The sequence below is a fragment of the Mycolicibacterium lutetiense genome, from assembly GCF_017876775.1.
Classification (GTDB): domain Bacteria; phylum Actinomycetota; class Actinomycetes; order Mycobacteriales; family Mycobacteriaceae; genus Mycobacterium; species Mycobacterium lutetiense.
The window spans coordinates 2727179-2753429 of record NZ_JAGIOP010000002.1 but is presented as its reverse complement, the minus strand read 5'-3'; the positions used below and the strand labels follow the sequence as shown (position 1 = coordinate 2753429).

Annotated in this window: 26 protein-coding genes, 1 tRNA gene and 2 pseudogenes; 11 read left to right on the top strand and 18 right to left on the bottom strand. The window is 63.0% G+C overall.

The features are described 5' to 3' along the window. The first annotated feature begins 135 nt into the window (after nt 1-135). Nucleotides 136-852, top strand: a complete 717-nt coding sequence (locus tag JOF57_RS22540) for a GntR family transcriptional regulator (RefSeq protein ID WP_209920186.1) — start codon at nt 136-138, stop codon at nt 850-852. 11 nt (nt 853-863) lie between these two features. Here the strand turns inward: JOF57_RS22540 and JOF57_RS22535 are convergent, their stop codons facing one another. Next, the gene (locus JOF57_RS22535) at nt 864-1124 is read right to left on the bottom strand and encodes a helix-turn-helix transcriptional regulator (RefSeq protein WP_307870137.1); all 261 of its coding nucleotides are present in this window, start codon (nt 1122-1124) and stop codon (nt 864-866) included. A 304-nt stretch (nt 1125-1428) separates the two neighbouring features. Here JOF57_RS22535 and JOF57_RS22530 point away from each other — a divergent pair, with 304 nt between their 5' ends. From JOF57_RS22530 to JOF57_RS22520, 3 genes are all read left to right on the top strand, one after another. Continuing rightward, nucleotides 1429-2100 (top strand): VldE C-terminal domain-containing protein, encoded by a 672-nt coding sequence (locus tag JOF57_RS22530; protein ID WP_209920184.1) that lies wholly within the window; start codon nt 1429-1431, stop codon nt 2098-2100. Nucleotides 2101-2200: 100 nt separating this feature from the next. Further along, nucleotides 2201-3088 (top strand): hypothetical protein, encoded by an 888-nt coding sequence (locus JOF57_RS22525; RefSeq protein WP_234938218.1) that lies wholly within the window; start codon nt 2201-2203, stop codon nt 3086-3088. Nucleotides 3089-3113: 25 nt separating this feature from the next. Continuing rightward, on the top strand, nt 3114-4937 hold the full coding sequence (locus JOF57_RS22520) for an ABC transporter ATP-binding protein (RefSeq protein ID WP_307870077.1): 1824 nt from the start codon (nt 3114-3116) through the stop codon (nt 4935-4937). Here the strand turns inward: JOF57_RS22520 and JOF57_RS22515 are convergent. The 3 genes from JOF57_RS22515 to JOF57_RS22505 all read right to left on the bottom strand — a co-directional run bounded on the left by JOF57_RS22515 (nt 4934) and on the right by JOF57_RS22505 (nt 8768). Beyond that, nucleotides 4934-5551, bottom strand: coding sequence for a maleylpyruvate isomerase family mycothiol-dependent enzyme (locus JOF57_RS22515; RefSeq protein WP_209920182.1), 618 nt, complete (start codon nt 5549-5551; stop codon nt 4934-4936). The two genes, JOF57_RS22520 and JOF57_RS22515, sit on opposite strands and share 4 nt — an antisense overlap. A gap of 68 nt (nt 5552-5619) precedes the next feature. Then, the gene (locus JOF57_RS22510) at nt 5620-8139 is read right to left on the bottom strand and encodes an arylsulfatase (RefSeq protein WP_209920181.1); all 2520 of its coding nucleotides are present in this window, start codon (nt 8137-8139) and stop codon (nt 5620-5622) included. A gap of 143 nt (nt 8140-8282) precedes the next feature. Beyond that, complete coding sequence (locus tag JOF57_RS22505; RefSeq protein WP_209920178.1) at nt 8283-8768, bottom strand: MarR family winged helix-turn-helix transcriptional regulator; 486 nt, start codon at nt 8766-8768, stop codon at nt 8283-8285. Between the two features lie 243 nt (nt 8769-9011). Between JOF57_RS22505 and JOF57_RS22500 the strand changes: the two genes are divergently transcribed. Then, on the top strand, nt 9012-9656 hold the full coding sequence (locus tag JOF57_RS22500) for a rhomboid-like protein (RefSeq protein WP_234938814.1): 645 nt from the start codon (nt 9012-9014) through the stop codon (nt 9654-9656). A 398-nt stretch (nt 9657-10054) separates the two neighbouring features. After that, nucleotides 10055-11332 (top strand): hypothetical protein, encoded by a 1278-nt coding sequence (locus JOF57_RS22495; protein ID WP_209920172.1) that lies wholly within the window; start codon nt 10055-10057, stop codon nt 11330-11332. An 86-nt stretch (nt 11333-11418) separates the two neighbouring features. Here the strand turns inward: JOF57_RS22495 and JOF57_RS22490 are convergent, their stop codons facing one another. The 4 genes from JOF57_RS22490 to JOF57_RS22475 form a co-directional block, all read right to left on the bottom strand. After that, on the bottom strand, nt 11419-12279 hold the full coding sequence (locus tag JOF57_RS22490) for an AraC family transcriptional regulator (protein WP_307870076.1): 861 nt from the start codon (nt 12277-12279) through the stop codon (nt 11419-11421). A gap of 46 nt (nt 12280-12325) precedes the next feature. After that, nucleotides 12326-12844: a TetR/AcrR family transcriptional regulator gene (locus tag JOF57_RS22485; protein WP_307870075.1), complete on the bottom strand. Its 519-nt coding sequence runs from the start codon at nt 12842-12844 to the stop codon at nt 12326-12328. A gap of 161 nt (nt 12845-13005) precedes the next feature. Beyond that, nucleotides 13006-14145 (bottom strand): TIGR03857 family LLM class F420-dependent oxidoreductase, encoded by a 1140-nt coding sequence (locus tag JOF57_RS22480; protein WP_234938217.1) that lies wholly within the window; start codon nt 14143-14145, stop codon nt 13006-13008. Nucleotides 14146-14274: 129 nt separating this feature from the next. Next, nucleotides 14275-14523 (bottom strand): hypothetical protein, encoded by a 249-nt coding sequence (locus tag JOF57_RS22475; protein ID WP_209920170.1) that lies wholly within the window; start codon nt 14521-14523, stop codon nt 14275-14277. Nucleotides 14524-14771: 248 nt separating this feature from the next. On the opposite strand from JOF57_RS22475, the gene JOF57_RS22470 reads away from it, so the two are divergent. Then, nucleotides 14772-14945 (top strand): hypothetical protein, encoded by a 174-nt coding sequence (locus JOF57_RS22470; RefSeq protein WP_209920168.1) that lies wholly within the window; start codon nt 14772-14774, stop codon nt 14943-14945. Here the strand turns inward: JOF57_RS22470 and JOF57_RS22465 are convergent. Further along, on the bottom strand, nt 14942-16297 hold the full coding sequence (locus tag JOF57_RS22465) for a hypothetical protein (RefSeq protein WP_209920166.1): 1356 nt from the start codon (nt 16295-16297) through the stop codon (nt 14942-14944). The genes JOF57_RS22470 and JOF57_RS22465 overlap by 4 nt on opposite strands. Before the next feature lie 421 nt (nt 16298-16718). On the opposite strand from JOF57_RS22465, the gene JOF57_RS22460 reads away from it, so the two are divergent. After that, complete coding sequence (locus JOF57_RS22460; protein WP_209920163.1) at nt 16719-17723, top strand: hypothetical protein; 1005 nt, start codon at nt 16719-16721, stop codon at nt 17721-17723. A 106-nt stretch (nt 17724-17829) separates the two neighbouring features. Here the strand turns inward: JOF57_RS22460 and JOF57_RS22455 are convergent, their stop codons facing one another. From JOF57_RS22455 to JOF57_RS31495, 4 genes and pseudogenes are all read right to left on the bottom strand, one after another. Then, nucleotides 17830-18795 carry a RelA/SpoT-related domain-containing protein gene (locus JOF57_RS22455; protein WP_209920162.1) on the bottom strand — a complete coding sequence of 322 codons (966 nt, stop codon included), beginning with the start codon at nt 18793-18795 and terminating at the stop codon, nt 17830-17832. 320 nt (nt 18796-19115) lie between these two features. Beyond that, a pseudogene (locus JOF57_RS22450) lies at nt 19116-20502 on the bottom strand (ISL3 family transposase). A gap of 42 nt (nt 20503-20544) precedes the next feature. Next, nucleotides 20545-21240: a DUF262 domain-containing protein gene (locus JOF57_RS22445; protein WP_209920160.1), complete on the bottom strand. Its 696-nt coding sequence runs from the start codon at nt 21238-21240 to the stop codon at nt 20545-20547. A gap of 247 nt (nt 21241-21487) precedes the next feature. Beyond that, nucleotides 21488-21589 (bottom strand): hypothetical protein, encoded by a 102-nt coding sequence (locus JOF57_RS31495; RefSeq protein WP_456094044.1) that lies wholly within the window; start codon nt 21587-21589, stop codon nt 21488-21490. 209 nt (nt 21590-21798) lie between these two features. Here JOF57_RS31495 and JOF57_RS22440 point away from each other — a divergent pair, with 209 nt between their 5' ends. Then, a complete protein-coding gene (locus JOF57_RS22440) occupies nt 21799-22824 on the top strand; it encodes an HNH endonuclease (protein ID WP_209920158.1) in 1026 nt (341 codons plus the stop codon). A 148-nt stretch (nt 22825-22972) separates the two neighbouring features. Here JOF57_RS22440 and JOF57_RS22435 read toward each other — a convergent pair whose 3' ends face one another. Then, a complete protein-coding gene (locus JOF57_RS22435; protein ID WP_209920156.1) occupies nt 22973-23272 on the bottom strand; it encodes a hypothetical protein in 300 nt (99 codons plus the stop codon). 1 nt (nt 23273) lies between these two features. Between JOF57_RS22435 and JOF57_RS22430 the strand changes: the two genes are divergently transcribed. Beyond that, entirely contained in the window at nt 23274-23450 is a 177-nt protein-coding gene (locus JOF57_RS22430) for a hypothetical protein (protein ID WP_209920154.1), read from the top strand. Nucleotides 23451-23559: 109 nt separating this feature from the next. Here JOF57_RS22430 and JOF57_RS22425 read toward each other — a convergent pair whose 3' ends face one another. The 3 genes from JOF57_RS22425 to JOF57_RS22415 form a co-directional block, all read right to left on the bottom strand. Further along, a complete protein-coding gene (locus JOF57_RS22425) occupies nt 23560-23805 on the bottom strand; it encodes a hypothetical protein (protein WP_209920152.1) in 246 nt (81 codons plus the stop codon). Beyond that, nucleotides 23802-23963 (bottom strand): hypothetical protein, encoded by a 162-nt coding sequence (locus JOF57_RS22420; RefSeq protein ID WP_209920150.1) that lies wholly within the window; start codon nt 23961-23963, stop codon nt 23802-23804. Before JOF57_RS22420 ends, JOF57_RS22425 begins: the two co-directional genes overlap by 4 nt. Before the next feature lie 496 nt (nt 23964-24459). Beyond that, a complete protein-coding gene (locus tag JOF57_RS22415; RefSeq protein WP_209920149.1) occupies nt 24460-24678 on the bottom strand; it encodes a hypothetical protein in 219 nt (72 codons plus the stop codon). Between the two features lie 861 nt (nt 24679-25539). On the opposite strand from JOF57_RS22415, the pseudogene JOF57_RS22410 reads away from it, so the two are divergent. Then, nucleotides 25540-25989, top strand: a pseudogene (locus tag JOF57_RS22410) (site-specific integrase); the annotation flags it as partial. Nucleotides 25990-26071: 82 nt separating this feature from the next. On the opposite strand, the gene JOF57_RS22405 reads toward JOF57_RS22410, so the two are convergent. Continuing rightward, nucleotides 26072-26145, bottom strand: a tRNA-Gly gene (locus JOF57_RS22405). Nucleotides 26146-26251: the final 106 nt, after the last annotated feature.

Below are 26251 nucleotides of genomic sequence, written 5' to 3'. Positions count from 1 at the left end.
GCGCCTGCGGAGGCGGACGATTGCCATGCCCCACACCCTGTGCGTTGGTCTATACCAACGGGTGCATCCGAGTTGGCGAGGAGGTTAACAACAGGGCAAGCCTTGGTCTATACCAAGACTTGCTACGGTGAGCGGGTGTCCGCGAGCGCAGAACCACGGGTTCTCAAGCATCAGGTCGTTCGTGCGCAACTGGAGCGTCTGCTCGATGACCTGGCGGTCGATGACCCCTTCCCGGCGGAGCGGGAGATTGCGGAACGATTCGACGTCGCCCGTGAGACGGTCCGACAGGCTTTGCGAGAGTTGTTGTTGGCCGGTCGGATCGAACGCCGCGGCCGTACCACCGTGGTCGCGCGGCCCAAGATCTTGCAGCCCCTGTCGATGGGGTCTTACACCGAGGCGGTCAAGGAGCAGGGCCGCAGTGGTGGGCGCATCCTGGTCGGCTGGAGCGATCTGGTTGCCGATGACATTCTGGCCGGTCAACTCGCCATCGAAATCGGTGCTCCCATAATTCAATTGGAACGCGTCCTGACCACCGACGGCATCCGGGTGGGTCTGGAGACCACCAAACTACCCGCGGCGCGATACCCGGGACTGCGGGATGTCTTCGACTATCGTGACTCGCTCTATGCCGAGATCCGCAGCCGTGGAGTCCATTTCGCACGGACCGTCGACACCATCGACACGGCGCTTCCCGACTCGCGCGAATCGGCGTTGCTCACCGTCGACAGTCGGACGCCGATGTTTCTGCTCAACCGGGTGTCCTATGACCAGAACGGGATCCCGATCGAGCAGCGGCGTTCGCTGTACCGGGGCGACCGGATGACTTTCACCGCGGTGATGACGGCGCCGTAGTGGCCGTGCGTTCAGCGGCGGTTGCGGTAGGCGCGGGGTGACATTCCGGCGCGGCGCCGGAAGGCGGTGGAGAAATGGCTCGGCCTCGAGAATCCGACCATCGCACCGATTTCGGCGATGGTGTGCGAGGACTCCTTGAGTAGGGCCTTGGCGTGTTCGTAGCGTAGGTCCAGCAGGTACTGATACGGGGTGGTGTGGAACGCCGCGCGGAACGCGGTGATGAACACGGCCACGGGCATGTTCGCTTGTTGTGCGAGCGTTTCGAGGGTGATCGTCGAGGCGATGCTGTCCTGGAGAAGCTCGATGATTTTTGAGCGGGCGGTCGCATCCAGCGTGTCGGGCCTGCGCAGGTCAGTCTCCTAATCAACGTCGGCGTCAATCTGGGCAGCACATTAGCCAGCAAATGCGGACGAGGGGGACTGTTTCAACCTTTAGGGTTCCCTTATTCTTGTGACCGATTTGTGACCAATGACCTGCGAAAACACGCCGTCGATATGCTTGACACGTTTCTGAGGAAACTCGTAGATCGGAGCAGGGGTTGCTGCGTTGCCGCAGAAGTGCCCGTATGGTGCCCGTGTGGGCCGACCTGTATTAGCCAGTCCCCGCCAGCGCAAACTCCCGGCGGTAGCGGCTGCAATCCTTGCGCCCGTCGCTGCGTTCTTCGTCAGCGGTGGTGACGCCAATCCGTATCCCAATGAGCCCGCCGCCACACCCGTCGCCGCCACCGAAGCGGCACCCTGCTGCATGGAGATCGTGGCCGCACCGGCCGCTTCCGCGTCGGCTCCGTCCGTACAGACCGTCTCGCTGAGCGCCGCGCAGGCGCCGGCCGCCGCCGCCTCGCGTTGGCGCGTCATCAACATTCCCCAGCTGCTGCCCATAGGCATCGCACCGGAGCGGGGTCTGCAGGTCAAGACCATCCTGGCCGCCCGCAGCGTCCATGCTGACTTCCCCGAGATACATAACATCGGCGGCGTTCGTCCCGACGCGCTGCGCTGGCACCCCAACGGCCTGGCCCTTGACGTGATGATCCCCAACCCCACCAGCGCGGCGGGCATCGCGCTCGGTAATCGGATCGTCGCCTATGCGCTGAAGAACGCCGACCGGTTCGCCCTGCAGGACGCCATCTGGCGGGGCACCTATTACACGCCCGGCGGGTCACAATCCGGCGGCTACGGCCATTACGACCACGTCCACCTGACCACCAAAGGTGGCGGCTACCCGACCGGCGGCGAGCTGTACCTCCGCTGAGCCCGATGTGCGCCCAGCGTGTCCCATGATCTGGGCTGCGCACGCGGCTTAGATTCGCACCGTGGCGCGCAGAATGTCTTTCCGCCGGGCACGATCGGTGATGAGCGCCGAGATTGCCGCGATCCGGCGGAGTGATCCCGACCTGGATCCCGGCGATATCGCGGGATTCACTCTCCCCATCCTGGTCCGGGTGCTGGGTGTGTGCGCCATCGGCGCGGTCCCTCTACTCGTGGTGCGCAACAGCCAGGCCGAGAATTCGCAGCTGGTGCCGCTGATCGCCTCGTTGGCCCTGGTCCTCATCTGCGCGGCCGTGGTCACCTGGTTGATCTCGATCGTCCTGTCCGGGCTGGTGGTGATGATCCTGTACCGAACCCGGCCGGCCGCTTCGTCGAAGCTGGTGATGGGTGTGCTGACGGCTTCCTTCATCCGCATCAACGACGCCACGTCGGCGCTGATGCTGTTGGCGCTGTTGACCGGCCTGTTGTCGTTGGCGGCCGGGCTGCCCACCAGAACGGATGACGAGCTGGCCAACTCGGTGATCGATGATCTGCTGGCCGCCCAGATCGGTGTGTTGCTGGTGGCGTTGGGCTGTGCATTCATCGTGGAATCGATCCGCTCGGCCGCCCATATCGTCGACGATCAGTCTCTGCTGCTGGCATGGCCGTGGGCGCTGCTGATCGCCGCACTGTCCTGGGTGCTGGCCACCGCCTTCGGCCCCTTCGAGGCGACCCGAATGCTGACCATTCTGTTGCACGAGTGGTTGCCCGCGTACGTCGACGGTCGGCCGAGCGCACAGGTGATCGCCGAATTCGCCACGCCCGCGGCGCGGTGGTGGGTGGCGTTCGGCCCGTTGCCGGTCGTCGCGGCGATCTGGGCCTACCAGGCTCGTCGGCACGGCGGGCTCGCCGCGATCGGGCATTTCTTCGAGGATGACGGTGCACCGGCGCCGTCCGATGGTCCGCGCGACAGCAACGACCCGGCAGGTTAGCCTTCGCGGGACAGAGGGGGTGCGCGTGGCCGACGTGGCGTCGTCGCTGCACATGGTTTGGCGCAGTCTGGGCATGCTGCGCGCGGTCCGGGGCGTGCTGACCCTGCTGCTGGTGATCGGCGGGATCGCCTCGGCGCTGCCCTATGTCACCGTGGCCGCCTTCGGGCCGATGGTCCAGGTCATCGCCGACGCCGGGAACAGCGGAAGCCTCAGCAATGTATGGGATTTGAGCGGTCCGCTGGTGGCCCGGGAGGACGGACTGCTCAAATCACTGGCCGGTCCGGTGCCGTTCGTCGTGCTGTTGGTGGTCTGGGCGTCCTCGCTGGTGCTGACCCAACTCATGTACTTCGCCAACGCCTGGATCGGCGCGAGGGTCGAGCGGGTGCTGGTGGTCGATATCCGCCAGCGCGTACACGACCACCTGCAGTCGCTGTCCCTGGACTTCTTCTTGGCCTCACGCAGCGGCGAGCTGATGCATCGGGTGATGACGGAATCCACTGGTGTGCAACGGCTTCTGACCGACTGCCTGCTGCCACCGCTGATCGACGCGGTAGTGCTGGTGGTGGTGATCAGCTACCTGCTGGCCATCTCGTGGCAGATGACCGTGGCCGCGCTGGTGCTCACGCCACTGGCGCTGCTCAGCCTGAGATTCGCCGGCCGCCACGTGCAGGCGGTGATGCACCGGGTGATGAATGCTGAGCGGGCGATGGCCGCCGAGGTTGAGCAGACGATCAGCGGGATCGCCGAGATCCAGACGTTCAACGCGCAACCGCTCCGGAGCGAGCGATTTCATGCCGTCTCGGAGGAGGCCGCCAAGGGATCGGCAGCCTCGGTGGTGTGGATGCAGGCCACCGTCAACGGCTCACAGATCTTCGTCGCGCTCAGCACTGTCATCGTCCTACTGGTCGGTGTGGGGCTCAGTGGGCACTTCGGGCTGACATTCGCCGGCCTGCTGGTGTTCGCCGGCGTGGTTCCGGTGATGTTCAGCGCCGCACAACGGGTTCTCGGGGCCTACACCACATACAAGGCCCTGGCGCCGAATGTGACGTCCACCTACGAACTGCTCGACACGAAGCCCTCGGTACGCGAAGCCGAGGATGCCGTGGCGCTGGGCGAGGTACACGGCAACGTGGTTTTCGAGGACGTGACGTTCGGCTACACGCCCGGTCGGAATGTCGTCGAGGGGTTGTCATTCTCGATCGCCGAGGGTGAGACGGTGGGTCTGGTCGGCGGAATCGGGTCGGGAAAGTCGACGATCTTCAATCTGCTCCTACGATTCCGGGATCCGCAGGGTGGGCGGATCCTGTTGGACGGCAACGACATATCCGGTGTCACAATCGACTCGCTGCGGGATCAGGTGTCCAAGCTCGCCCAGTTCCCGTTCTTCACCAAGGACACCATCCGGGAGAACATCCGGTTGGCCCGGCAACAGGCCACCGACGCCGAGATCGAAGAGGCATGCATCGAGGCTCATATCCATGCGGTCATCGAGACCAGGATGCCCGACGGCTACGGCACCGTCGTCGACGTCCAGATCCCCTCAGGAGGGCAGAAACGTCTGATCGCCCTCGCCCGCTGCCTGTTGCGCCGGCCGGAGGTACTCCTGCTCGACGAGCCGACCGAGAACCTCGACGCCGACGAGCGGGCCCGGTTGATCGGGGTGATCCGCGGCTACGCCAGTGAGCGCACCTGCTTGGTGATCAGCCACGACCTGGATTTCGTTGCCGCGGTGGCTGACCGGATCCTGGTGCTGGAGGACGGGCGCATCTCCCAGAGCGGCGACCATCAAGAGTTGATGGCACAGGATGGCCTGTACAAACGGCTGCACGAGGTGCAGAACGAAAGCTAGTCTTCCCCGGATTCCGCCTCGGGTTCGGAATCGGGAACGTCGCGTCGCCTTGAGAACATCAGCACGATGTCACGGATCGGCGCCTCGCGCCGCCCACCCCATTCCGGGCCGACGGCATAGCCGGCATCGGTGGCCACGAACCGGTAGCCCGGGAGATCCCGTTGCGGCGCAAACGGAAATTTCATGTGCCACAAGCGGTCTGCGACAGCTGCGGCGGCTGCTGTGGGCATCGGCTGGTCGATCCCGAGCGGAATGCAGATGTCCTGGGTGTGGATCAGGATATCCAGCAGCGGATCGACCTCCTTGGTCATCGGCGGACGCTTGCGCGAACCCGCCATGGCGCGCAACCGGGCCGTGATGGCCGATGGCTCGGAGGGATCTTCCAGCGCGGCCCGGCGGACCATGGCGTCGAACCGGAAGCCCGATTTGAACGCAGCAGGCAACAACTCGCCGATACTCGCGTGGGACTGCGTGATGTGGATGGCGACCTCACGCACCGTCCAGCCCGCGCACAGTGACGGCGTCGCCCACTGTTGGGGTTCGAGGGTGTCGAGAAGATCGGCGAGCTGTCCGCGCTGGTCATCGACATTGCGCCAGATGGTGTCGGAGTCCACGGCTGTTCCTATCGTCAGGTTTCCCTGACCAAACTAGTCGGGCCGGAGAGTCGCCGTCGTCCCGTCGCTCAGTCCGTCGCGAACGCGGCCTGCGCCTCCCGGTCGAGGTCGGCGTACTTCTCCTCGCTCACGTCGACCGCGACACCCCTGATGGTGCCGCCGGTGAACCGGCCCGGGTTCTGGTACAGCGAGGACACGTTGTCACCGCTGTCGAACCCGACGCACAGTCCGTCACCGGCAAGGGTGAACTTGCCGATCTGGGCCCGCATCGGCCCCTTGGCGGCTTCCTTGCCGTCTACGTAAAGGATTGTGGTTCCCAGGGATTCACCGTGTTCACCCTTCTTCTCCCACACGAATTCCATACCCAACGCATGCTTGCCGGCTGGCAGCGGACCGGAGACGAACACCTGCTCTGGTTTGATGCCCAGGAAGTTGTAGACGTAGTGCAGCATGTTGTCCTTGATGAACAAGGCATGCCCGCCGAAGCGTGAACCGTGCGCGAACAGCACGCCCTGGGCATCCTTGGTCATGTCGACGTCGGCGATGATCTTGTAGGACCGGCCGCGGATGTTGACCGCCACGCCCTCGGGCACCGGCGCGGTGTCCGGGTAGTAGAGGTAGCGGGTGCGGGGCGGTTCGAACTGGGGACGCTCGATGCTGATCAGTTCGATAGGGGTCCGGTCGTCGAGCGGCAGGACATAGTTGTTCCTGGCCTCCTCATCCCACGCCGCAATCAGTTCCTTGAGCTTCTCCGGATTCTTATCGGCCACGTTCTTGGCCTCGGAGCGATCCTCGTCGACGTGGAAGAGCTCCCACTTGTCCTGATCGAAATGACCCTTTCCACTGATGGGCGCGTGCAGTGCCGACGCCTTCCAGCCGTCCTGCCAGATACCTCGGGTGCCCAGCATCGCGTAGTACTGCCGCTTCTTGGTCGTGGCGGCATCGGCACCGTCGAAGCTGTATCGCATCGACACCCCGTTGACCGGGTACTGCTTGATGCCGCGATATTCGTCGGGCATCTTGATTCCCGCGACGTCGAGGATGGTCGGGACGATGTCAGTGGCGTGGTGGTACTGATGGCGCACCTCACCCCTGGCCTTGATGCCTTTGGGCCAGTGGATGATCATCGGATCGCACGTGCCGCCCGAGAATTGCGAGTAGCGCTTGAACATCTGGAACGGCGTGGAGAACGCCACCGCCCAGCCCGTCGGGTAGTGGTTGTAGGTGTCGGGGGTGCCGAGCTTGTCCAGCATCTGCATGTTCTCGGCGAGATCGTCCGGGTAACCGTTGAAGAACTTGTTTTCGTTGACCGAACCGTTCGGTGAGCCCTCACCGGACGCACCGTTGTCGGCGCAGTAGAAGATGACGGTGTTGTCCAATTGCCCGGTCTGCTCCAGATAGTCGACAACCCGCCCGACCTGGGCATCGGTGTACTCCGAGAATCCGGCGAATACCTCGGCCATCCGGCTGAACAACTTCTTCTCGTCGGGGTTGAGTGATTCCCACGGCCGCACCGCGTCGGCCTCCGAAGCCACGTCAGCCGGAAGCGGATTGATCGGGGTCAGCTCCGTGCCCTTGGGCATGATGCCCTTGTCGATCATCCGGCCCAGCACCCATTCCCGGTAGGCCTCGTAGCCGTCGTCGAACTTGCCCTTGTACTTTGCCGAGTACTCCTCGGGGCTGTGGTGCGGAGCGTGGTTCGCGCCGGGGCACAACCACATGTACCAGGGCTTGGACGGGTTGCTGGACCGCTGGTCGCGCAGCATCCGAATCGCCTGATCGGCAAGGTCTTTCGACAGGTGGTAGCCCTGTTCCGGCGGGTACGGCTGGTCGATGAACCGGTTGTCCTCGGACAGGTCGGGATACCACTGGTTGGTTTCACCGCCGAGGAACCCGTAGAACCGGTCGAATCCCTTCTGCACCGGCCACTCCGATTTGCTGCCGCCGCTGGAGACGTCTTCTTCGGGGACGTTGTGGTTCTTGCCCACCCAGAACGTGCTGTAGCCATTGTCCTGCAGCACCTGACCCACCGTCGCGCACTGTGCGGGTAGCCGGGCGGCCGCGCCCGGGAAGCCGTCGGAACCCTCGGTGATGCTCGCGAACCGGTTGACGTGATGATTGCGACCGGTCAGAAGACAGGACCGGGTGGGCGAGCACAGCGCTGTGGTGTGCCACTGCGAATAGGTGAGCCCGTTGTCGGCCAGCTTTTGCAGCGTCGGCATGTTGATCCGGCCGCCATACGGCGACCACGAAGCCATGCCGGTGTCGTCGAACAGCACCACCAGAACGTTGGGCGCACCTTCCGGGGCGTGCTTGAGCTCGAACGGCTTCCAGTCCGGGGTCGAATCACGAACGTCGAGTTCGATCTTGCCGTCGAAACCTTCGTTGATGCCGGTCCCGTAATCGGGAGGGCCGACTTTTCCGCTGGCGCCGGGCTTTCCAGAGTTGTCTTCGCATCCGGCGACGAATGCGCCGGCAGCGGCCACTCCGACTCCGGTAGCGGCGATGCCCCCCAGCATCGAACGTCTCGACAGTTTGCCGCGCTTGTCGCCATCAGACCGGGCCATGTCATCGGTGTTCGATTCCATGTGGCCTGACACTATGCCCGATTGGGCGCCTTGTCCCGATAAATCGCCGCACCAGTCGGTGGAAATTGATACCCATTGGGGGCCAAGGCATTTCCCATAGGCGATGTACCGATTGTGTGCATCGCCCGCAACGGGCGCTATTCCTACAGCGGTATCGGGCGGTTCAGATCGTCGGCGTCATCGTCGGTGAGCAGGTCGTGGAAACTGCGCAATACCGACGCGCACGCCGCCCGCTCGGCCGGATCGAGCCGGTCCAGCACCTTGCTCAGCTCCCGTCGACGCCGGGAGTTCACCTGGCGGACCAGTTTGCGGCCACGCTCGGTCAGCGACAGCGTGACGACACTGCGGTTGCTCGGGTCGGAACCGCGGGCCAGATGTCCGGATGCGTCCAGTCGGTCGGCCAACCGCGTCACTGTCGACCCGACCACCCCCAGCGCCAGGGCACATTCCGTCGATGTCGACTTCCCACGTTCCTGCAGCACGAGCAACAGCCGGAACTGTGGCAGTGAGATCTCCAGTTGTTCCACGCTGCGCAGCGCCACGCCCACCAGATCTCGGGTTGCCACTTCGAACGCCGACAACTCGTCGACCGGAGTGCGGGTCATCTCGTGCTGCTGCGCGCTGCCCATCCAGCGAGTATCCCACGGTCCGGCTCGAGGTCCGGTGCCAATGTGGCGGGTCGGGAGAGTTCACAGAAATGACGCAGTCGCCGCAACTCTCGATCGAGAGTTGCGGTGACCGCGCATGAATCAATCCTCGGATCCCCTGTTGTCCGAAGCCCCGCTCGTGCCGCCGAGGGCCTTCTTGGCACCGGCGGTCACCGTTATCGCTGCCGGTATCCAGCTGTCGCGCACATACTGAGTAGCGTGCGCCTGAGGTCATGGCCGGCGGCGGTGTGGAGGTATGTGCGCAGCGCCCCGCTGACCTATGCCTGGCTGGTGGCACTGCTGTTTACCACGATCATCCAGCGTCAGATGCATGGGCGGGAGCTCCATGATCTGTTGGTCCAGAGCTCGACCAACATCCACCACCTAGGCACGGACCCGCTTTACGTGCTCGGCACCAGCTTGTTCTGGATCGACGGCCGGTACTGGACGCCGTACCTGGTGCTGTTCAGCCTCATCCTCGCGCCCGCCGAACGATGGTTGGGTCAAATTCGTTGGCTGACAGTTGGTTTGACCGCGCATGTGCTGGCCACTTACATCAGCGAAGGCGTGCTGTACCTGGCTATTCTTGAGCACCTCGCACCCGAACGGCTCGTCCATGTCCGCGACGTCGGGGTGAGTTACTTCTTCGCCGGGGTGGGGGCTGTGCTGGCGTACCGCATGGCGCGGCCATGGCGGTGGGTGTACCTCGGCGCGGCGTTCATCTACTTCGGTGCCGCACTGGTCGGCAATATCAACTTCACCGCGATCGGCCACATGTCGGCTCTGCTGATCGGTTTGTGCTGCTATCCGTTGACGCGGAAGCGGGATGGGCCGGTCAGAACTGCCGACCCGAGCGTGCCCGCCGGCTGATTGATCTCACCCGGAGTGGGAGTCGAGGCGCGAACCGCGTACGCATTCTGTAACACGTACGAATAATTGTCGTGGGCCGCGAGCGTGCCATCTGGCAAACACCTGAGCTGCACCTCGGCAACAGGACGGCGATGTAGAGCCTTACGGAGCTGCACGGGGATTATCTGGACTGGGCTGCAGATATTGGCGCGCCACGACCATCGTGAGCGGAGCGCGGAGTTCGATGGCGAAACTGCCTGTCATACCACTGTGGCAACTATTGTGACGGTGTCACCTGCTCGCTCCATTCCCAATTTCTAGAACGTGTTACACATTTTCCGGTTTTCTCAGTCTCCTCACACATATCGTTCGACACCGCCGGTCGGCATGGCCGGCGTCGATTCAGAGGAGAAATCATCTTGCGCACCGCCCTGCAGCCCTACGCGAAGACCGGCGCAGCCCTGGCCACTGCCGGCGCCATCGCGCTCAGCCTCGTAGGCCCGCCCCCCGCGCCGTCTGACATGAGGGTCCCGGCGGTGTACTCATCCACCGCCGGCGTCGAGTTGACTGCCTCCGCTGGATCGTTCGTCAACCCCATCACCCGATGGGCAGATGTGCTCGGAACGACGAACGCCAGCCTGTCGACGCTCGTCGACAAGGCAGCGGCCGACCCGATGCCGGTGCTGCGGCAGATCATCGCCAATCAAACCGCGTACGCGAGCACCATCGGTACCTCATTGACGAGGACCTCCACCGGACTGGTGCAGTGGTTGACGTCGGAGCAAGGGACCGGAATCGGCACCACTCTGCCGGCATCGCTTCCGGTGATCATCGAGCGCCTCTCGCAGGGCGACATTGTCGGAGCCCAGACTGAGTTCGCCAGTGCCCTCAGTGGGCTGGCGACCACCCTCTTCACGATGCTCGACCTTCTTTCACTGCCCTACCAGATTTCGGCAAACGTGACAGCCGCACTCAACACGATCGTCCAGAAATCAATGTTCGATACCGGACTCGTCGGACGGACCGGCTTCGGCCTGTTGGCCACCGTGCAGATGGCGGTCCAGCAGTTGGCCGAGTCGGCGCAAGCAGTCGTTGATGCCGGCGAAGCCGGTGACCCGGTGGCTGCACTCAGCGCGATCGTCAACGCGCCCGCCGATCTCACCGATGTGGTCGTCAATGGAAAGGTCAACCGGTTCGGCAAGAGGATCGGGGGCCTCTTGACGTTCACCCCCGCCACCTCCAGCGGGTGGGGCCTTGGCAGCGCCCTGCTGGTGCACATTCCTCAGGCGATTGCGGACGCGATTACTCCGCCTGCCCCTGCCCCTGCCCCTGCCCCCACCGCTGCCGATGTCGCGTCGTTGCCGTCGGCCGCAGCCAAGACGCTGGCACTGGACGTCAGCTCGCCCAGAGAAAAAGCCGACCTGAAATCAGCGCAGGCTGCGACCGAGATCACCAGCACCGAACCATCATTGGTGCGTGAAAGTCCGGTTGTACGCCGCGGCAAGGTCGAATCCGGCGTTGCGCACACCGAGCGGACGAACCTACACAAGGGGGTCAGCGACGGCATCAAATCCACGGTCAAGAAGCTCAGGGTCGACCTCAGGAAGACTGCCGCGGGCCCAGGCGCAAAGCGCAAGTCCGCTAACGGCTCTCGCGCAAGGACCTCCGGCGATTCAAAGAGCCACAGCGAGGGGTGACGACCTGGCCAGGTGATCGACCCCCGCCGTCGGTGGGGGTCGATCACCCGCGAGCAATTCGGCCCGCGATCGAAGTGTGTAGGGCCTCAGCCGTTTCGACGGTAGTCGGTCGGAGATACACCTACCCGATACCGGAATGCGGTGGCGAAGTGGTTCGGTTTCGAAAAGCCGACCGCAGAACTGATTTCGGTGATGGATCGCGATGTCGTCACGAGCAGCGACTTCGCGCGTTCGATACGCAGGCCCAGCAGATACTGATGCGGAGTGGTATGGAACGCGGCGGCAAATGCTTTGATGAATCTACTGACTGACATCTCGGCAAGTGCGGCCATCGTCTCCACGGTGATCTCCGAATCCAGGCCGTCCTCTAGGTACTCGACAAGGATGGTCCGGGTTGAGGCGTCCAGTGCAGTGCGTCCCGAAGTGCGGCGGGGCCGGGTCACCGCACAGGTGTCGGAGATATGCAGCCGAAGCGACTCGGCCAGAGAGTCCTTGAGCAACCGAGCCGGAGCATCCTCACGGCCGAAGAGCTTGGCTAAACCTTCAGACAGTTGGTAGATCAACGGATCGCGCTTCTTGACGCGTGGCACGTGAGCGTCTTCGCCAACCGTCTGCACGGGAATGGCGATCTCGCAGAATCCCGCGGGCTCGCCACCGTGGACCAGCGACGCACACCTCTCGCCGGCCGGTACGACCCAGATGTCGCCCACCCGCGGCACTGCGTGGCTCGATGGTTCCCACTGGAGAGCCGTTTCCATCTTCTGCAGGCTTCCCTGGCGGTGCACGTAGATCAGGTGGCGCGAGTCGTCGAAGCAGCACCAGTCGGTGGGTTGATCGACTTGCTCGGTGACGAACCGGAGTCGCATGCCACGTGCCGCCATGTCTTGTTGTGATACGACGATCCGCGGAGTCAACGCCCGATTGTCATTCCACACCTTCAGTGACACAGCCCAGGATGCTACCGACCTGGCGTCGCACCGGTGTCGGTCTGCCTCAAGACCTCGGCTGGGACAACAACGCCACCACGGCGTCGGTCAACGTCGCGCGGGCGATGTCGAGATCCGAGGTGAAGCCGATCTGACGTTCGTTGCTCAGGCCCCGGATCGCGGCGGGCAGCAGACACCGCACCCGGTACAGCTGGTCCGGGTCGATGTCCAGCCCGTCCATCAGATAGTCGAATCCCTGCGTCCAGTCGAGTTCGCGCGCAGCGAAAGCCGCTGCTGTCCGCGGATATTCGGCGGCGATATCGGAACGACGCGCGGGCAGCGAGGTGCGCAGTGCCGTGAGCGCCCGGCCTTCGGTGGTGTCCAGGTAGGACCAGACGGAGTCGATGGCCGTGGCCACCCGCTCCCGCAGGGGGCCGCTGCGAGGCGGGGTCTCGGCGTTGGAGGACCAACTGCGGGAATGAATTTCGGTGATCACCGCCATCCACAGGCCGTCCAGGTCGCCGAACTGGTGCTGCACCGTACCCCAGGTGACGCCCGCGTCTTTGGCGATGCGATTGGCCGACACCGGCTCGCCACCGCTGTCGGCCAGGCAGCGGATCGCGACGTCGAGCAGGCGCGCCCGGGTCTCCAGTCCGCGCTTGTTCAGCCGGGTACCCGCGGCCGACTGGGGGACCGCGTCGTTCCACTGCTCCCGAGCGCGGTTGGCCTGCGGGGATTCGCGATTGTTCAGGCGAACCTCCCAGGGTTCGCTGCGACAGCCCGGCGCAGCACCGGCCGGATGTCCCGGTATGCCTGTACGACGGGCGCGATTTCGTGCGGGCTGGCCCCGTGCATGATGACCGAGTGGGTGCCCAGGTCATACTGCCGGGCAACGGTTTTCGCGCAGTCCTGCGGTGACCCCTTGGCTACCGAGTCCAACCATTCGGCGGGAATCAACTCGGCGATGCGCTGCAGCGTTTCGAATGAGGCACTGGCGTCGATCGGCCCCGCAGCGGCCGCGTCGGCGAACAGTTCGGTCTGCTTGATCTGTTCCCACACCGCGGGATCCCAGCCGTTGGCCGAGACGAGCACGTCGGCGTACGCCTGCAGGTAGGTGGCCAGCCGCCCGACCCCGCGACGCATCTGATCCTCCGGCGACAACGCGTCGGGGACCGTTGCCAGGCACGCCCAGATGCGGACGCTGTCAGGATCCCGGCCGGCGCGTTCCGCGCCCCGGCGCACCGCCGCGACCGATGACGTCGTCGCCTCGTCGGAGAAAAAGGTATGGAGCACAACGAAATCGGCGATCTCGCCGGCCAGTTCCATGGTCTTGGGTCCAACCGCCACCAATCCGATGGGAGGTCCGTCGGGCAGTCCGCTGGCATGGCGCAGAAACGGCCACTTCCCGGCCGGACCATCGTGGTCGAGGATCATCTCGCCGGCCCAGAGTCGGCGCAGGATGCCGAAGAAGTCACGCATCCGGGCCTCGGTCACCACCGGCAGACCGATCGCCTGCCAGTACGCCGCCATCCCGCGGCCGAACGCCATGGCGAACCGGCCTTCGGTGAGCGCGTGCATCGTTGACCCGATCGTCGCGGTGACCGTGGGATGCCGCGTGTGGTAGTTCGTCGACGGCGCGATACCCAGGCTGGTGCTGGCGCCCGCGACCGCGCCCGAGAGGACCGCCGGGTCCTTCACCGTGAAGCGTTCACCGATGTGGCAGGAGCCCAGGCCGAGCGCGTCCGCTGTACGGGCTTCGGGCAAGACCACTCGGACATCCGCGGGGTGGCGGGTCACGGCGTAATAGCCGAGTTCGTTGAGCTGGCCTTCGGGCGGGTTCGCGCTCAATGACGTGCCTTTCGTGCGGTGGATGCCTAGCACTGTCATCCACGGCTGCGGCAATTGTCAACGAGGGTTCTCAATGAATGGGAGGATGTGCCGGTTCGACGGCTCGGCGATCGGTCGAGCCTCCGGTGATTCCCGGTCATATCCGATGCTGGCAGCTGAACTCTCCAGCTACCACCGAGTGCCGTCGAGTCCCGGAATCACGCACCGGCCGTCAGCGGCCACCCGGCCAATCACCATGCCGTCATACCCCGTGCACGACGAGTTGAGCGGCTCACAGGTGTTGACGGACGTGATCACCTTGTCGGGGCCGCAGGCTGAGCCGGGTGCCGGCGGGTCGGCATAGGCGAATGGGGTGCTGAAGCCCAGCATCAATGTTGCTGTGCCAGCAACGACGAGTGAGCGGGTCGCGTCAAACATGGTCGACACCTCCGGCCGATTATGGCCCCGACAAGCAACAATGCTACGCCGTTTGGCTATCTGTCGGGTTAGTTCACCGAATGGGCCGGCAACAAGGCTGGCTGACCTGGGAGGAGCCGTTGCGGCACATGACCTTCTACAAGGCGGTGTATCGGCCAACTGTCCTCCGCGCCAACGTGCTACACCAACGGCCAAGCTCTCGCCGGAGCTGAAGTCCCACTCGTTACGGCACACGTACGCCAGTTTGTGTGGCGGCTGGGATTCCACCGTTGGAGATCGCGCGGTTCATGGGCTACACCAAGGTCACCACGACGCTGACGATCTATGCGCACCTCTTCGAAGACGACCACGCCGACGCGATGGACGCGCTAGGTGCGATGTCAAAGCAGTACGCAGGAAACGTGATTCAGCTTCGAGGTTAGGTCTCGGCCTTGCCTTCGGTATCGCCATCGGTTATTGCTGTTCGGAGTCTGCGGTCCTTCAAATACCGTGCTAGCAGATTCTCTTCGGCCTCCGCGCCTTCCTGCGGGCCAAGCGTCTCCATCTTGCCTTGCAAATAGAGCTGGTCCGCCATGCCCTCGATCACCGCATCACGCACGTCGGGCTCGAGATTCGCGAGGAACGGGCGAACAGTACGGACGCGCAGGTCTGTCCGCTTCGCGATGCGCGACTCCTTGTGGTTCTGGCTACCCCGATGGAAGCACAGCGCGGCGACACCGACTGCGGCTGCGGAGACGCCGACCCGGCTCACAGTCAGAGCTGCGAGATTGTCGGTATTGTCCGTCACGGTTAGGAAGTGATAGAGAACGAATCCAAGCGGCACAGCGCCTACCACGAACCCGAGTACGTCCCAGACCCATCCCGCAAAAGCCTTGTTGCGCGCGTTCTTCTGGTAATCGTCGGCGACGGCACGTTGGGCGAGAGCCTCAGCGGTGTTGCGGGTTTGCTTCTCGAGTTCGGCCGTCTCGTTGTGGAGGCGCTTTGTCTCCTCCAGGGCCGCCTTGGTCTCCGCGACCGACTTCGCCGTATCCTCGCGGAGTTCGTTGATTGCCTCTCGGATGCTGTCGGCCGCCTCAGTCCGTGACCATTCGCCGAATTCCGCAAGCCGATCCTTGAGGCTTTCTTCTGTTTTGTCCGTGAGGTTTTCGAGGGTTTTCAGATGCCCGCTGACCGCATTCTCGATCTCAACTACCTGTTCCTTCACTGACGTCAGGTGGGTATCGACATTTGTTTGGAGTTCCTGAATCGCCTCGGAACGTACTTGCTGCACCTGCTCGACTTCGTCGTCGATGCGCGCCCGCAGACCGGTGACCTTCTCGCCGATCTCCTCCACCTGCACGCTGAACCTGGCGAGTGCCTCTTTAGAGGCGTCCTCGTACTGCCCCGCTGCTTGCCCTGCGGCGACCGCGCGTCCGCGCAGCGAGAGCGCGGGCCACCTAGCGAGTTGCTCATGCACAGTGTCGACGTTGTCGGCGGCCGACGTGAGGGATCCCGCGTAGGTCGCGGGATCCTGCACATACTGCGAAAGCATATTCAGGACGTACTGCACCATGGCGTCGTACACCGACTGGAGCATTGTGTTCGTGAACAGGTCTTTATTGTTCTCGGCTTCGCGATAAGCATCGAGAGTCGCAACCAGCCGCTCCAGGCGCCTGTAGGACTCAGCGAGTTGCGGATCGGATGGCAAGTCGATTTTGGACAGATGGTCCTTCAGCGTGACGACCGCGCCCCACACGGGGTGGTCATCGAATCGCCGGTCCCACTGGTCAGCCACGGTGTCGAGTATCCCACGCGTTACTGACACGCTTGTAATTTCCGGCAAACCGACGGGCGGTCGGCGGTACGGCGGCGGTAGAGGAGCGTCATGAAAACAGGCGTTCGACGGCTGACAAGCCTTCTATCAGGGTGTTCGTGGAGCAGATGACGGGAATCGAACCCGCGTGTTCAGCTTGGGGCCGGCCGGTCTGTCAGAGGGTACTGCCGTTCGCTGAAGTGCTGTACTGCAATGGATCACGTGAGTAACTAGTACGGGTGGATGCGGGTAAGTTCCCGCCAGATTGCGGGTGTTTATGCAGGGAAAGTACGGAGTACCCGCAAACACTCGGCCCGCCGCGTTCTGGTCGCGCCCGGTGAACGTCGCGTCCAGGCGAATGTCGGTGTTGGGGCCACCCACCGAGTGGAATAGCGTTGTCCGCATGCCGACCGTCACGCCGCCGCAATGGCCCGGTATTGGCCGAGCTGTGTCGCAGAGCGAACTACCCAAGTATCTATTTCGGGTTGCGTCCCTGCACGCTCGACGGGCACTAGCAAGCGCATCCGATGATCTCTCTATCTTGGATCGTGCTGTGTCAATCGGTACATCGGTCGAGCTGCTTGCTAAAGCCGCAGTCGCAAGCATCAGCCCTGTGCTACTGGCCGAGGACAGGCAGCCGAAGCATCTGTTGCAGTTCGTCGGCGTCGGCGAACTCGTCCCCGCGAAGGTGAAGACGAGATCGGCCACCGAATGCTTGACCCTTCTGAAGCAGTGCGATCCATTCGATTACAACTCCGAACGCGACTCCGTCGTCTTCGACATTCGGAACCTTGCGACACACATAGGCTGCGTCGACCTCACGACATTCGAACCTGCCCTCACCACAATGGTCGCCCTGTCTGAACACGTCATCGCGACAATCAATGAGTCCGATCCGTCGCTGAATCGCACCTCCTACTGGGGCGAGGACTTTCTAACCCAAGTCGACGAACGTCTAAAAGCACAGGCCGAAGCTAAGCGATTGATGCTGGAGCAGCTCAAGGCAGCTGCGCGTCGGGAATTGGACAGACTCCAGGGCCGGGGCTTGGATCACGACGCCCTATCTGAGTGGGCAGAGCGAGCGCCCGCCGGGTACTACGGCGACGATGGCGCATGGACGCGCCAGAAATGCCCCGTCTGCAAATACGAAGGATGGCTCGAGTACTCGGTCCACCGAAGCACGATCGAGGTCGAGTATGACGACAACGGCAGGCCCGGAATTCCGTTCGTTGAAGTGTTCCGCGAACCCCAGGAATTCGAATGCTCCGTCTGCGGTCTCCGGCTGAGCGTTGACCTACTCCCCCTCGAACAGATAGGAGAGACGCAGTGGGACGAGGACGAAGCTACACCGGACGAAATTAGTGCTGCTGAGGATGCAGCCATCGGCCGGTACGACGACTCGGAATAAGAGCCACCGGGGCCGGGCGCCGAATGCACATGCGTGCCAGCGCAGGTCACGACGGCTGGCACGCTCGGGTGGTTCGGCCGGCAGGTCTGCTGCAGCGAGACGCGCGTTAACTGGTCAATCGGTCTTGCCAGTCGAGGCGGACTCGCTTGTCGGGCGCGATCGACCCTGCTTCGGGACATAATGACTCAAGCTCGCTGCCCACCACGAAGTGGCCCTCAAACTTGTCGGTGAGCGTGGACGAATGCTCCGTTAGGAGTGCGCCGAGCACCGCGCTCGTCGGGTCTAACGACTCAGCGCGCAAGAACCGTTCTTGCCGGCCTAGCAGTTCAGCAAGGCTGTCAGGGTCAATATCAATGGCGCGACACCATCCCGCCACCGTGTCAGCAAATCGCCGGCGATCTGACGGCAACCGTTCATCTTCGAATCTCGCGGTAAGCACTTCGAGGATGGCGGAAGCGTAGACGATCCTCGCCGGCGGAATTATTACCTCAGAACGCGCAAATTCGACATTGTCGATATCATCGATCATGTTGTCGACCAATTCCAGCATGCCGCGAAGCTCTGCGACGAGGCGAAAATTGCGCCATGAATATGACTTGCCCTTATAGTCGAAATCGTGAGTAGTCATATCTAGAGCATGTTGGAGGGCTGACGTGAATTGCACTTCGACCACGAAGTCGTTCAATTCTGGATTTCTATCAAGGAAGTCGGCGGGCGGCTGGATGTACAGCTTCGGTTCCCTGTAACGAAAGTCCGTAGCCTCTACTTCTCTCGTCGACTCTCCAACAATTATCAAGCTAGAGGACTTCACCACATCAATGGCCGACCCGACATCCCGCCGATGGAGCAGAACGACCGTCATTCCAACAAGATCTTGCAGCTTAGCGACACCTTCGTATTTTCCCGTCGCGAGCTTCTGCAGGATGCTCGAAGGTTCTTTGACCCGGCCATCAATTCTGATCGGTTTCAGGTGCGAAAGATCGGCGCTCAAACGTTTATCAAAAAAGTCCCGCAGAGAATTAAGCTGCGCAGACCGAAGTCCGTACTGAGTAAGTAATTCAGCCGGGATCATTGCGTCTTACCGGTCAATACATCCTTCAGTATCTCGGCACGCCGCGATCTATTTAAGGCCTTATTTGAGCCCTGCCTTGCCGCCAACAAATACGAACGTGAGCGGTCCGACGATTGGGATACTAGTTCGACGTAGAACTCTGCAAGACGAGCAGCACACACCAACGGGTCGTCTAATTCTGAAGCTGTCCTGAGCTCAATCACTGCAGCCCAAACCGAGTAGAAGTCGGCAATGTTGCTATACCGGGTGGGAGACAATGGATATTCGACGTTGACTGCTTCTAAGAACTGCCGGGCGTGCCGGAACCGGGCTCTTCCGACTTAGCAGGGGCGGAGCCTGGTTCTGGATGGCGCTCGCCGTGATTGGCGGGTGCAGGCCCACCGTACGCGGCGGCGTTGGTTGTCCGGTGTTCTGAATCCGAACGCGATTCGGCCGACGTGTTTGACGATTCTGTTGTAGCCCTCGCTGCGGGCGTTGGACAGCCCGGTGGTGATGGCCAGGATCATCGGTTCCTGCCACGCGGAGATGGTTTCGGCGAGCTTGACGATCTCGGGTACCGAGCACGCCGCGCAGAACGTGTAGAACCGGTACAGCGCGTCGCCGATCTCGTAGCGCAGACCGCCACGGTCGGTGCAGGCCAGCACATCTCGCAGCAGTTCCTTGGCGATCCAGGCCGCCGCGATGTCCCCGTTGGGGTCTGCGCAGGTCAGTTTCTCGAACAGCGTGTGGCGTTGATCGTCGGTCAGCCGTTCGGCGGCGCGCAGCAGCCGGCGGCGGTTGATCCACTCCGGATCGCTCTTGTGCCCGCGGCGTCCGCGGTAGGTCTGGGTGACGCGGCGGCGAACCCGATCGACCATCTCGTTGGCCTTCTTCACGAGATGAAAGCGATCCACGATCAGCTTCGCGTGCGGCAACGCCTCGCGGGCGGCCTTGGCGTAGGCCCCCGACATGTCGATCGCGACGAACTCGATCCCGTCCCTCCACGCCTGCTCGCGCTGGGTCAGCCAGTCGGTCACCGGCCGCGCGGCACGCCCGTTGACCTGGACCAGCAACCCGCCGGCGCCGGTGATGTCGACCAGGCCGCTGTCCCAGCGGTCCACCCACGCCCGGGCCCCGGTCTCCGGGCAGGTCTCCCACTTGGCCTTCCCGCGGCGGGTCTCATCGATGCCCAGCACCCGCACCGGGGGCGGTTCACCGGCCAGGACCGGATCCGCGGTGGCGATCACCGCGTCATGGCAGGTGTTCCAGCTACAGCCATACGCGGCGGCGACGGCCTTGACCGAGCGGTCGTCGTCGAGGACCGCCAGGGCCATCTCCGCCTTGGCTCGCACCGTCACCCGAGCCCGCGGCGGGATCGACGGCGTCGACTCAGTGAATGACCTGCGTTCGCAGGAGGTGTTGGTGCACAACCATTTCCGCTTTCGCCACATGATCAGCGGCCGGTCCGCACCGATCTTGATGTCCCGGGGCCGAGTCGTGACCCAACCCCTCGACCGCGACGATCTGGTTCGGCAGTCCGGGCAGATCCCGACCCACTCGAGCGCTGTGCCCACCTCAACGATGCGGACATCGCCGTCATCGACTTGCACGGACTCCACGGTGATGCCGTCGAGTCCAAGCAGCAGGGAACCACTATTGTCAGACATGCTCGCGCCTTTGCTCTGGATGCGTAGAGAACACCCAGTTGACAAGGGCGCGAGCCCTCAATCAGTCACCGACACGAACCCAATCGGTCACACCAGACCCCCATCAAGTCGGAAGAGCCCGGAACCGCGCATCAGCCCGCCTCTCGTTCGCGATCTCTTCGTCCCAATCAGAATAGATAAGGTCGAGGTAATCTTTGCCATCTTGAATGCCTTGCGCGGCGACCACGTACAACTCTGAAATATATTCCACATCAAGCATGCGCCGTCGTCGTGCGGGCGTCACCAAGCCGATATCCTCCCAGAATGGCTCGTCGGAGAGTCTTTCCATCTTCGATATGAACGCGCCGGCGTACTGCGCGTGGCGCAGCTCCTGCTTGTTGAGGCGTATGACGTTGCGGTTTAGGCGGTCGAACGCTTGATTTAACTCGGCAGCGCTAGCGTTAGTGACCGTCTCAACTGTAAATAGATAGCGAAGGATTTGGGTTTTTACTTCGCGGGGTAGGTCGCTGTAATAAGTATCGTCAAGATCTAGATCAGACAGTGATTCTGGGGTTGTAAACTCGTTTTCGGTGAACATAATCAGCGATGTAAGTCGCTGCTTCCCGTCGAGAATTTTGTAAATAGTGGGATGGTCTGGATCTAGTGTCGTATCGATAAATATCGCTTGAGTTGGATAATTTCGAATAATTGAGTCGATGAAGAATCTGCGAAACTCAAGATTCCAAACGCTCCGCCTCTGATATGGAGGATCCAGGTCGAGCCGCTTCGCGGAGTTGAGATCCAGGAACCAGCTGGCCATCTGCGGACTTGGGTTTCGGTTGAACGCTCTTGCCTCTGACATGCAACTCCTCTGCGAAACGATTGATTGAGTGTCACTCTGTCAGCCACGATCTGAAAGCTGTCCCTGACAGTAGCGAGAAGCTCGATAGTTCACCTGGCCTAGTACGAAGAAGATAGTCGCGGGCCCGCGACGGGTTGACAGTAGGCCGGGACAGAAGCGGCGACGTTGTTCAGCACGGTCACGAATTAGGTGTCGCCGGCGTCGTTCACCTAATCGGCTGTACCCCGGGTCGCCGGTAGCCGGCCCGTTGGTGACACGTATGTGCAGCATGCCTGTAGCCGCGCATCCACAGCTTCGCGAGGACCACTGATCGGTCGGCATACGGGTTCACGTCGTCAACGTCAGCGCGTTAACCCTCGTACAGGGCGCGCGTCGCCTTCGCCTCCTGCCGCATCGTCACCGCCCAAGCATGCGAGCACGCGAGCCCGCAGCGGCGGATCCCACGCCGGCCTCACGACCGGTTGATAGTCGCATTGCTCACCCGGAGCCATCCGGCGCTCAGTACGCTCGACCGCTATGGCAAACCCTCCCGCGCCTGTAGTCGCCAAGGAACTCGTAGACGAGGGGGACGTCCTGAAGGCAATCGTCGAGTTCGACGAGCTGACGCGCGGCCCATTCTTGGCCAAGTACGGTTTCGGCGAGGCCAAGGACTACTTTCTCATCCACAAAGGCAAGCACTACGACTCGAAAGCGATCTTCGCAGCCGCCCACGGATTCCATGAAGGCCTCGAACCGCTCAACGTTGATCAGCTGTCCGGCGGAAAGACCGACGCAGCGAAATGGCTCAAGAAGTTGGGCTTCGCCGTCCCAACCAGCGAACCGGACTGGACACGGGATGAACTCATCCTGGCCTGTGACGCTCTCCGGCAGAACAACTGGAAAGGTCTAGGCACAAGCCAGCAAGAGACAGTTGATCTTTCAGCGCTGCTGCAATGCCTGCCGATTCACCCGCCGAATGCGCGTGGAGTGCGGTTCCGCAATCCCGACGGCGTGTCGATGAAGACCTACAACATTGCTGCGCACCTTCCAGGCAAGGGCAACAAGCTGAGCCACGGCAACAGACTCGACGGTGTTGTGCTCCAAGATTTCCTCGACAACGAAGCCGCGATGATTCAAACGGCGCAACTCATTCGCGACGGGGTGGGTTCTGGCGTATTGACTGCCGACTACGTCGATCTCGTCGACATTGATGAGATGGAGGGCGAAGCACCAGAGGGGCGCCTACTCGAGCGACGCCACATGGTCCGGGAACGCAGCCGAAGCCTCCGGACCAAGAAAATCGCTCAGCATCTTGCACAGCATGGCAATCTCGCTTGTGAGACGTGCGGGTTCGACTTTAGAGCGGCGTATGGCGATAAGGGTGACGGCATCATCGAGTGCCATCACGTCGTCCCGCTCCACGAGAGTGGCCCAAAATCGACTCGGCTCAAAGACCTCGTTCTCATCTGCGCAAACTGTCATCGAATGATCCACCATGCCCGACCGTGGATGAACCCCGACCAATTGCGCGCTCTGATCGCGGCGGCGAAGGCAAACGGTTAAGCCCGGCGACGGAGGCGATTTTTTTTCGGGGCGGTGCAGAGGGGGCAGCGCCTATGCGATGGGAGGCGGCGGGTGGGGTGCCCATGGGCGCATCCCCCTGGTCGGCTGCGAGGTCGATTGGTGGAGAGGTCACGGAGCGTTGCCGGGCCTAGTTCGCGGCGGCGGTGTCGTGGTCGGCTTCGTAGCGCGTCATGCGCGCTACGAATTGACCGAGGGTGGCGAGCGCGAGCGGTAATCCGTTGCGGGCAAGCGTCCATGCGTCGATGTGGGAGACGCCTTTGAGGCGGGCGGCGAGTGCGTCTGTATCGGTGAGGATCAACGGCCTGTGATTGGTGTAGTCGATGCCGGTCGCCTCGGCAAGGGCGGTGAATCCTTGTACCGCAGCGGACCACAAGGTGACCGATTTCTTCGCGTTGCTCCAGTGCTGTACGACGTCGGGCCCGCGCACGATGACACCTTGGACGTCGTCGAGGTTGTCGACGGGTAGCGCGGCGGCGGCTGCTGTGAGCGCGGCGGTGTGCGGTTCGAGTGCCGCGGCCAGCTTCGATTGCGTCGAGGACTGCTTCGTTCAGGTCGCCGGCGCCGCCGAGCATCGTTTCGGCGGTGCCGGCGACCTGTCGGCGTGATCGAGCTGCTCGACGAGCGCGGCGGGTAGTGGGATGCCGAGTGTTTCGGCGGTTTTCCTGACTTGTGATGCGTAGAAGCGGGCAGTGAGCTGCATGGTGTTCGGTCCTTTCAGCGTGTGGGTTCGGTTTGGGCGGTGAAGGTTTGGGCGAACGTTCTGGGCCTGGACTGTGCCGGGAGCGAGAGCCGCGCTGAAACCTCCGTGATCCAGTCGCCGTCGCGTTCGGCGTTGATGGCTCGCAGGAACTGCCGTGTCGGGTCTTCGGGAGCGGCAGCTTCGACATGGCGCTTGCCGAGTTGCTCGAGTTCGTCGTCGGTCAGGCTGGCGATGAGTCGGTCTCGTTCTAGGCGGTTCATTGCGTTCCTTCGGTGTGTTGGCGAAGTGCCGTCTCGTCGACAAACACGCAACCGGCAATCTTGCGGCCCTCAAGTTGCGGGGCGAGTCGACGAGCCTGCCTGACCGAGATGCCCAGGCGGGCAGCTGCTTCGGCGACTGGCACGGTCGGTTGCTCCATGGCGACAGCCTTACTGACGGCGGGCGAACGGACGTCCGAGTCACCGGCTGCGGCCATCGCGGCGCCGAGTTCGCAGGCCAGAGCTTCGTAGGTTTGATACGGGATGCCGGACAGCTTGCGGTGCCCTGGCGATCAGGGCGCAGTCGCGGGCCGCCTTCAGCGCCGGGCCGGACCTGACTACGATCGCGCCGGCGCGGATCAGACCGGACTCGGTGTTCACCGGCCAGACTCCTTTTGGCGATCGCACCGACCGCGACTGGTGAACGCAACCCCGGCGCCTTCGCTGGTGGCCGCGCTGGTCTTCGACGACAGCCGTCGCCTGCGGTCCGGCCCGCGGTCCAGTCGCACGACACTGTGAACACCGATGCACTGAGGACCGCAGGAGTGAGTTCGGCTGCGGCCTGTCGTGCTTGGCAGGCGGTGTCCCAATAGGTGAACTCCGCTGAGACCGGCCCGGACTCGGTTTGGCGGTAGCAGACCAGCGCGGCGCGGGCGCTCACAGATCGTCCTCGGGCTGGTGGATTGGCTCGGAGAAGAATCGTGTCGAGAAGGCCCGCGCGTCATCGGGCTCGACGTCGGACGTCGTCGACGGGCAGTTTCTAGTGCGGCCGGGGTACCGGGCAGTCACGCGCATACGGGCGATGCACGGAATTGGCCGGTGTCGCTGTTTGGGCGCTTGCACCACCTGTGCGGTGGTGCCTGGCAGTTCGGGCACTCGGCATCCATTGCGGCGTCGGCGTAGACGTCCTGGAACACTCGCGACGTCACGCTGGTCTCCGAGTGCGGGCTAGGCAGGGCATGCGCTTCTGCGAGCCGTCGTCCCGCTGACACCACTCATGAGCATCGGCGCGGCAATTTGGGCACTGGTGGTCCATGTCGGCGTCGGCGTACAACTGCTGAGCGAGGTTGTTGTCGAAGCGCGTCGGCTCGCGGCTGGCCCCTAGTGACGTACCCCCGTCACGAAATACCAGCTGCTGTTCGTCAGGGGGTTTTGCGGCGTCAGGTGTTAACCCGTCAAGTAGGTCGTCCGGATTTGACCCGTTCGGTACCCGGATTTGACCCGTTCGATCCGGTTCCATGACCCAGTCGGTCCGAGTCGCAGTCCAGCAAATCGAGTGTGGGGGTGGCGATTGGGTCGTCTTGGGCGACCCGTTCGCCTACCCTCGAATGGGTCACCATGGATGACCCGTTCGTGTTGGGTGATCCGCCCCAATGTCCGTGGAATGTCCGCCCGGACAGGCATTGTGGACAACTCATAAACCCGTGCCGCTGACCTGCCCTGTTGATTGTTGAACCCGCGCTTGACTTTCCGAACGTAGCCCGCACCTTCAAGTTCCTTGATAGCTCGCTTCGCAGTGGAGAGCGATGTGCCGTACTGGACGGCCTGAATGTGTGCCCAGCGAACTGATGCTTGTCGGGTGTTGGTGTTGGCCTTCTCGGCGATCGCGATCAGCGCCTGGAACCCGCGCTCGGACAGGCCGCGTGCTCGGAGGGTTTCCGATGCGGCGATCACTTCGCCGACAAGTTGGCCGCTCACGTCCCCGCGGTGCCGGCGGCGTCGAGCAGACGGCCGGCGCCGACAGTCACGATCAGTGGCACTGTCGTCGACGCCGGTCGGGTGGCCGGGAAGCCGCTGCACCGACAGGACACGCGCAAGGGCGGGGCGCCGCCGCACACTGTGAGCCTGCCGGCGTTCGGCGTCCAGGTGCTTGCCGACCTGTACGCGGTGACTGGGCAGGCTGGGGCGGTGTTCGCCAACCGTGACGGCGGACTGGTGGCATGAACGAATGTCAGGTCGGCGCTGCGGGAAGCTCTTGTCGACCACGAGGATCTCCAGTGGGTGACACCGCATAGCTTCCGGCGGTCTGTGGCCACAGTTGTCCGGGATGGGTTCGGCGTTGAAGCCGCGCAACGGCAGCTGTCACACGCACAGCTGGCGACGACTGAGGGCCACTGTGTGCAGCGGGTGACCGCAGGCCCGGACACCCGCACCGTGCTAGAGCGTTGGGCCAGCGACCAATCCTGAAAATCGAAAGTACGGGGAAAGTGCGGGATTCGGCGGACATATGTTTGCCGGAGGATGCCGACGCGCTCACTGCCAGTATGCGTGGAGCCGATGACGGGAATCGAACCCGCGTATTCAGCTTGGGAAGCTGATGTTCTGCCATTGAACTACATCGGCATGGTGCTGACGAAGGATAGCAACCCGGCCCGTGGTGTGGGTGAGGCGGGCGGACATCGTCTCGGCGAGTCTAAGAAATTGACGCCCGCTGACATGTGGGGTTGGG

Coding starts and splice junctions, on each gene's coding strand:
- JOF57_RS22525 (WP_234938218.1), top strand. CDS start 2,201: ATGAGCGCCGAGATTGCCGCGATCCGGCGGAGTGATCCCGACCTGGAT.
- JOF57_RS22510 (WP_209920181.1), bottom strand. CDS start 8,139: ATGGAATCGAACACCGATGACATGGCCCGGTCTGATGGCGACAAGCGC.
- JOF57_RS22505 (WP_209920178.1), bottom strand. CDS start 8,768: ATGGGCAGCGCGCAGCAGCACGAGATGACCCGCACTCCGGTCGACGAG.
- JOF57_RS22480 (WP_234938217.1), bottom strand. CDS start 14,145: ATGACAGTGCTAGGCATCCACCGCACGAAAGGCACGTCATTGAGCGCG.
- JOF57_RS22475 (WP_209920170.1), bottom strand. CDS start 14,523: ATGTTTGACGCGACCCGCTCACTCGTCGTTGCTGGCACAGCAACATTG.
- JOF57_RS22460 (WP_209920163.1), top strand. CDS start 16,719: ATGCCGACCGTCACGCCGCCGCAATGGCCCGGTATTGGCCGAGCTGTG.
- JOF57_RS22455 (WP_209920162.1), bottom strand. CDS start 18,795: ATGATCCCGGCTGAATTACTTACTCAGTACGGACTTCGGTCTGCGCAG.
- JOF57_RS22445 (WP_209920160.1), bottom strand. CDS start 21,240: ATGGCCAGCTGGTTCCTGGATCTCAACTCCGCGAAGCGGCTCGACCTG.
- JOF57_RS22440 (WP_209920158.1), top strand. CDS start 21,799: ATGGCAAACCCTCCCGCGCCTGTAGTCGCCAAGGAACTCGTAGACGAG.
- JOF57_RS22430 (WP_209920154.1), top strand. CDS start 23,274: ATGACACCTTGGACGTCGTCGAGGTTGTCGACGGGTAGCGCGGCGGCG.
- JOF57_RS22425 (WP_209920152.1), bottom strand. CDS start 23,805: ATGAACCGCCTAGAACGAGACCGACTCATCGCCAGCCTGACCGACGAC.
- JOF57_RS22420 (WP_209920150.1), bottom strand. CDS start 23,963: ATGGAGCAACCGACCGTGCCAGTCGCCGAAGCAGCTGCCCGCCTGGGC.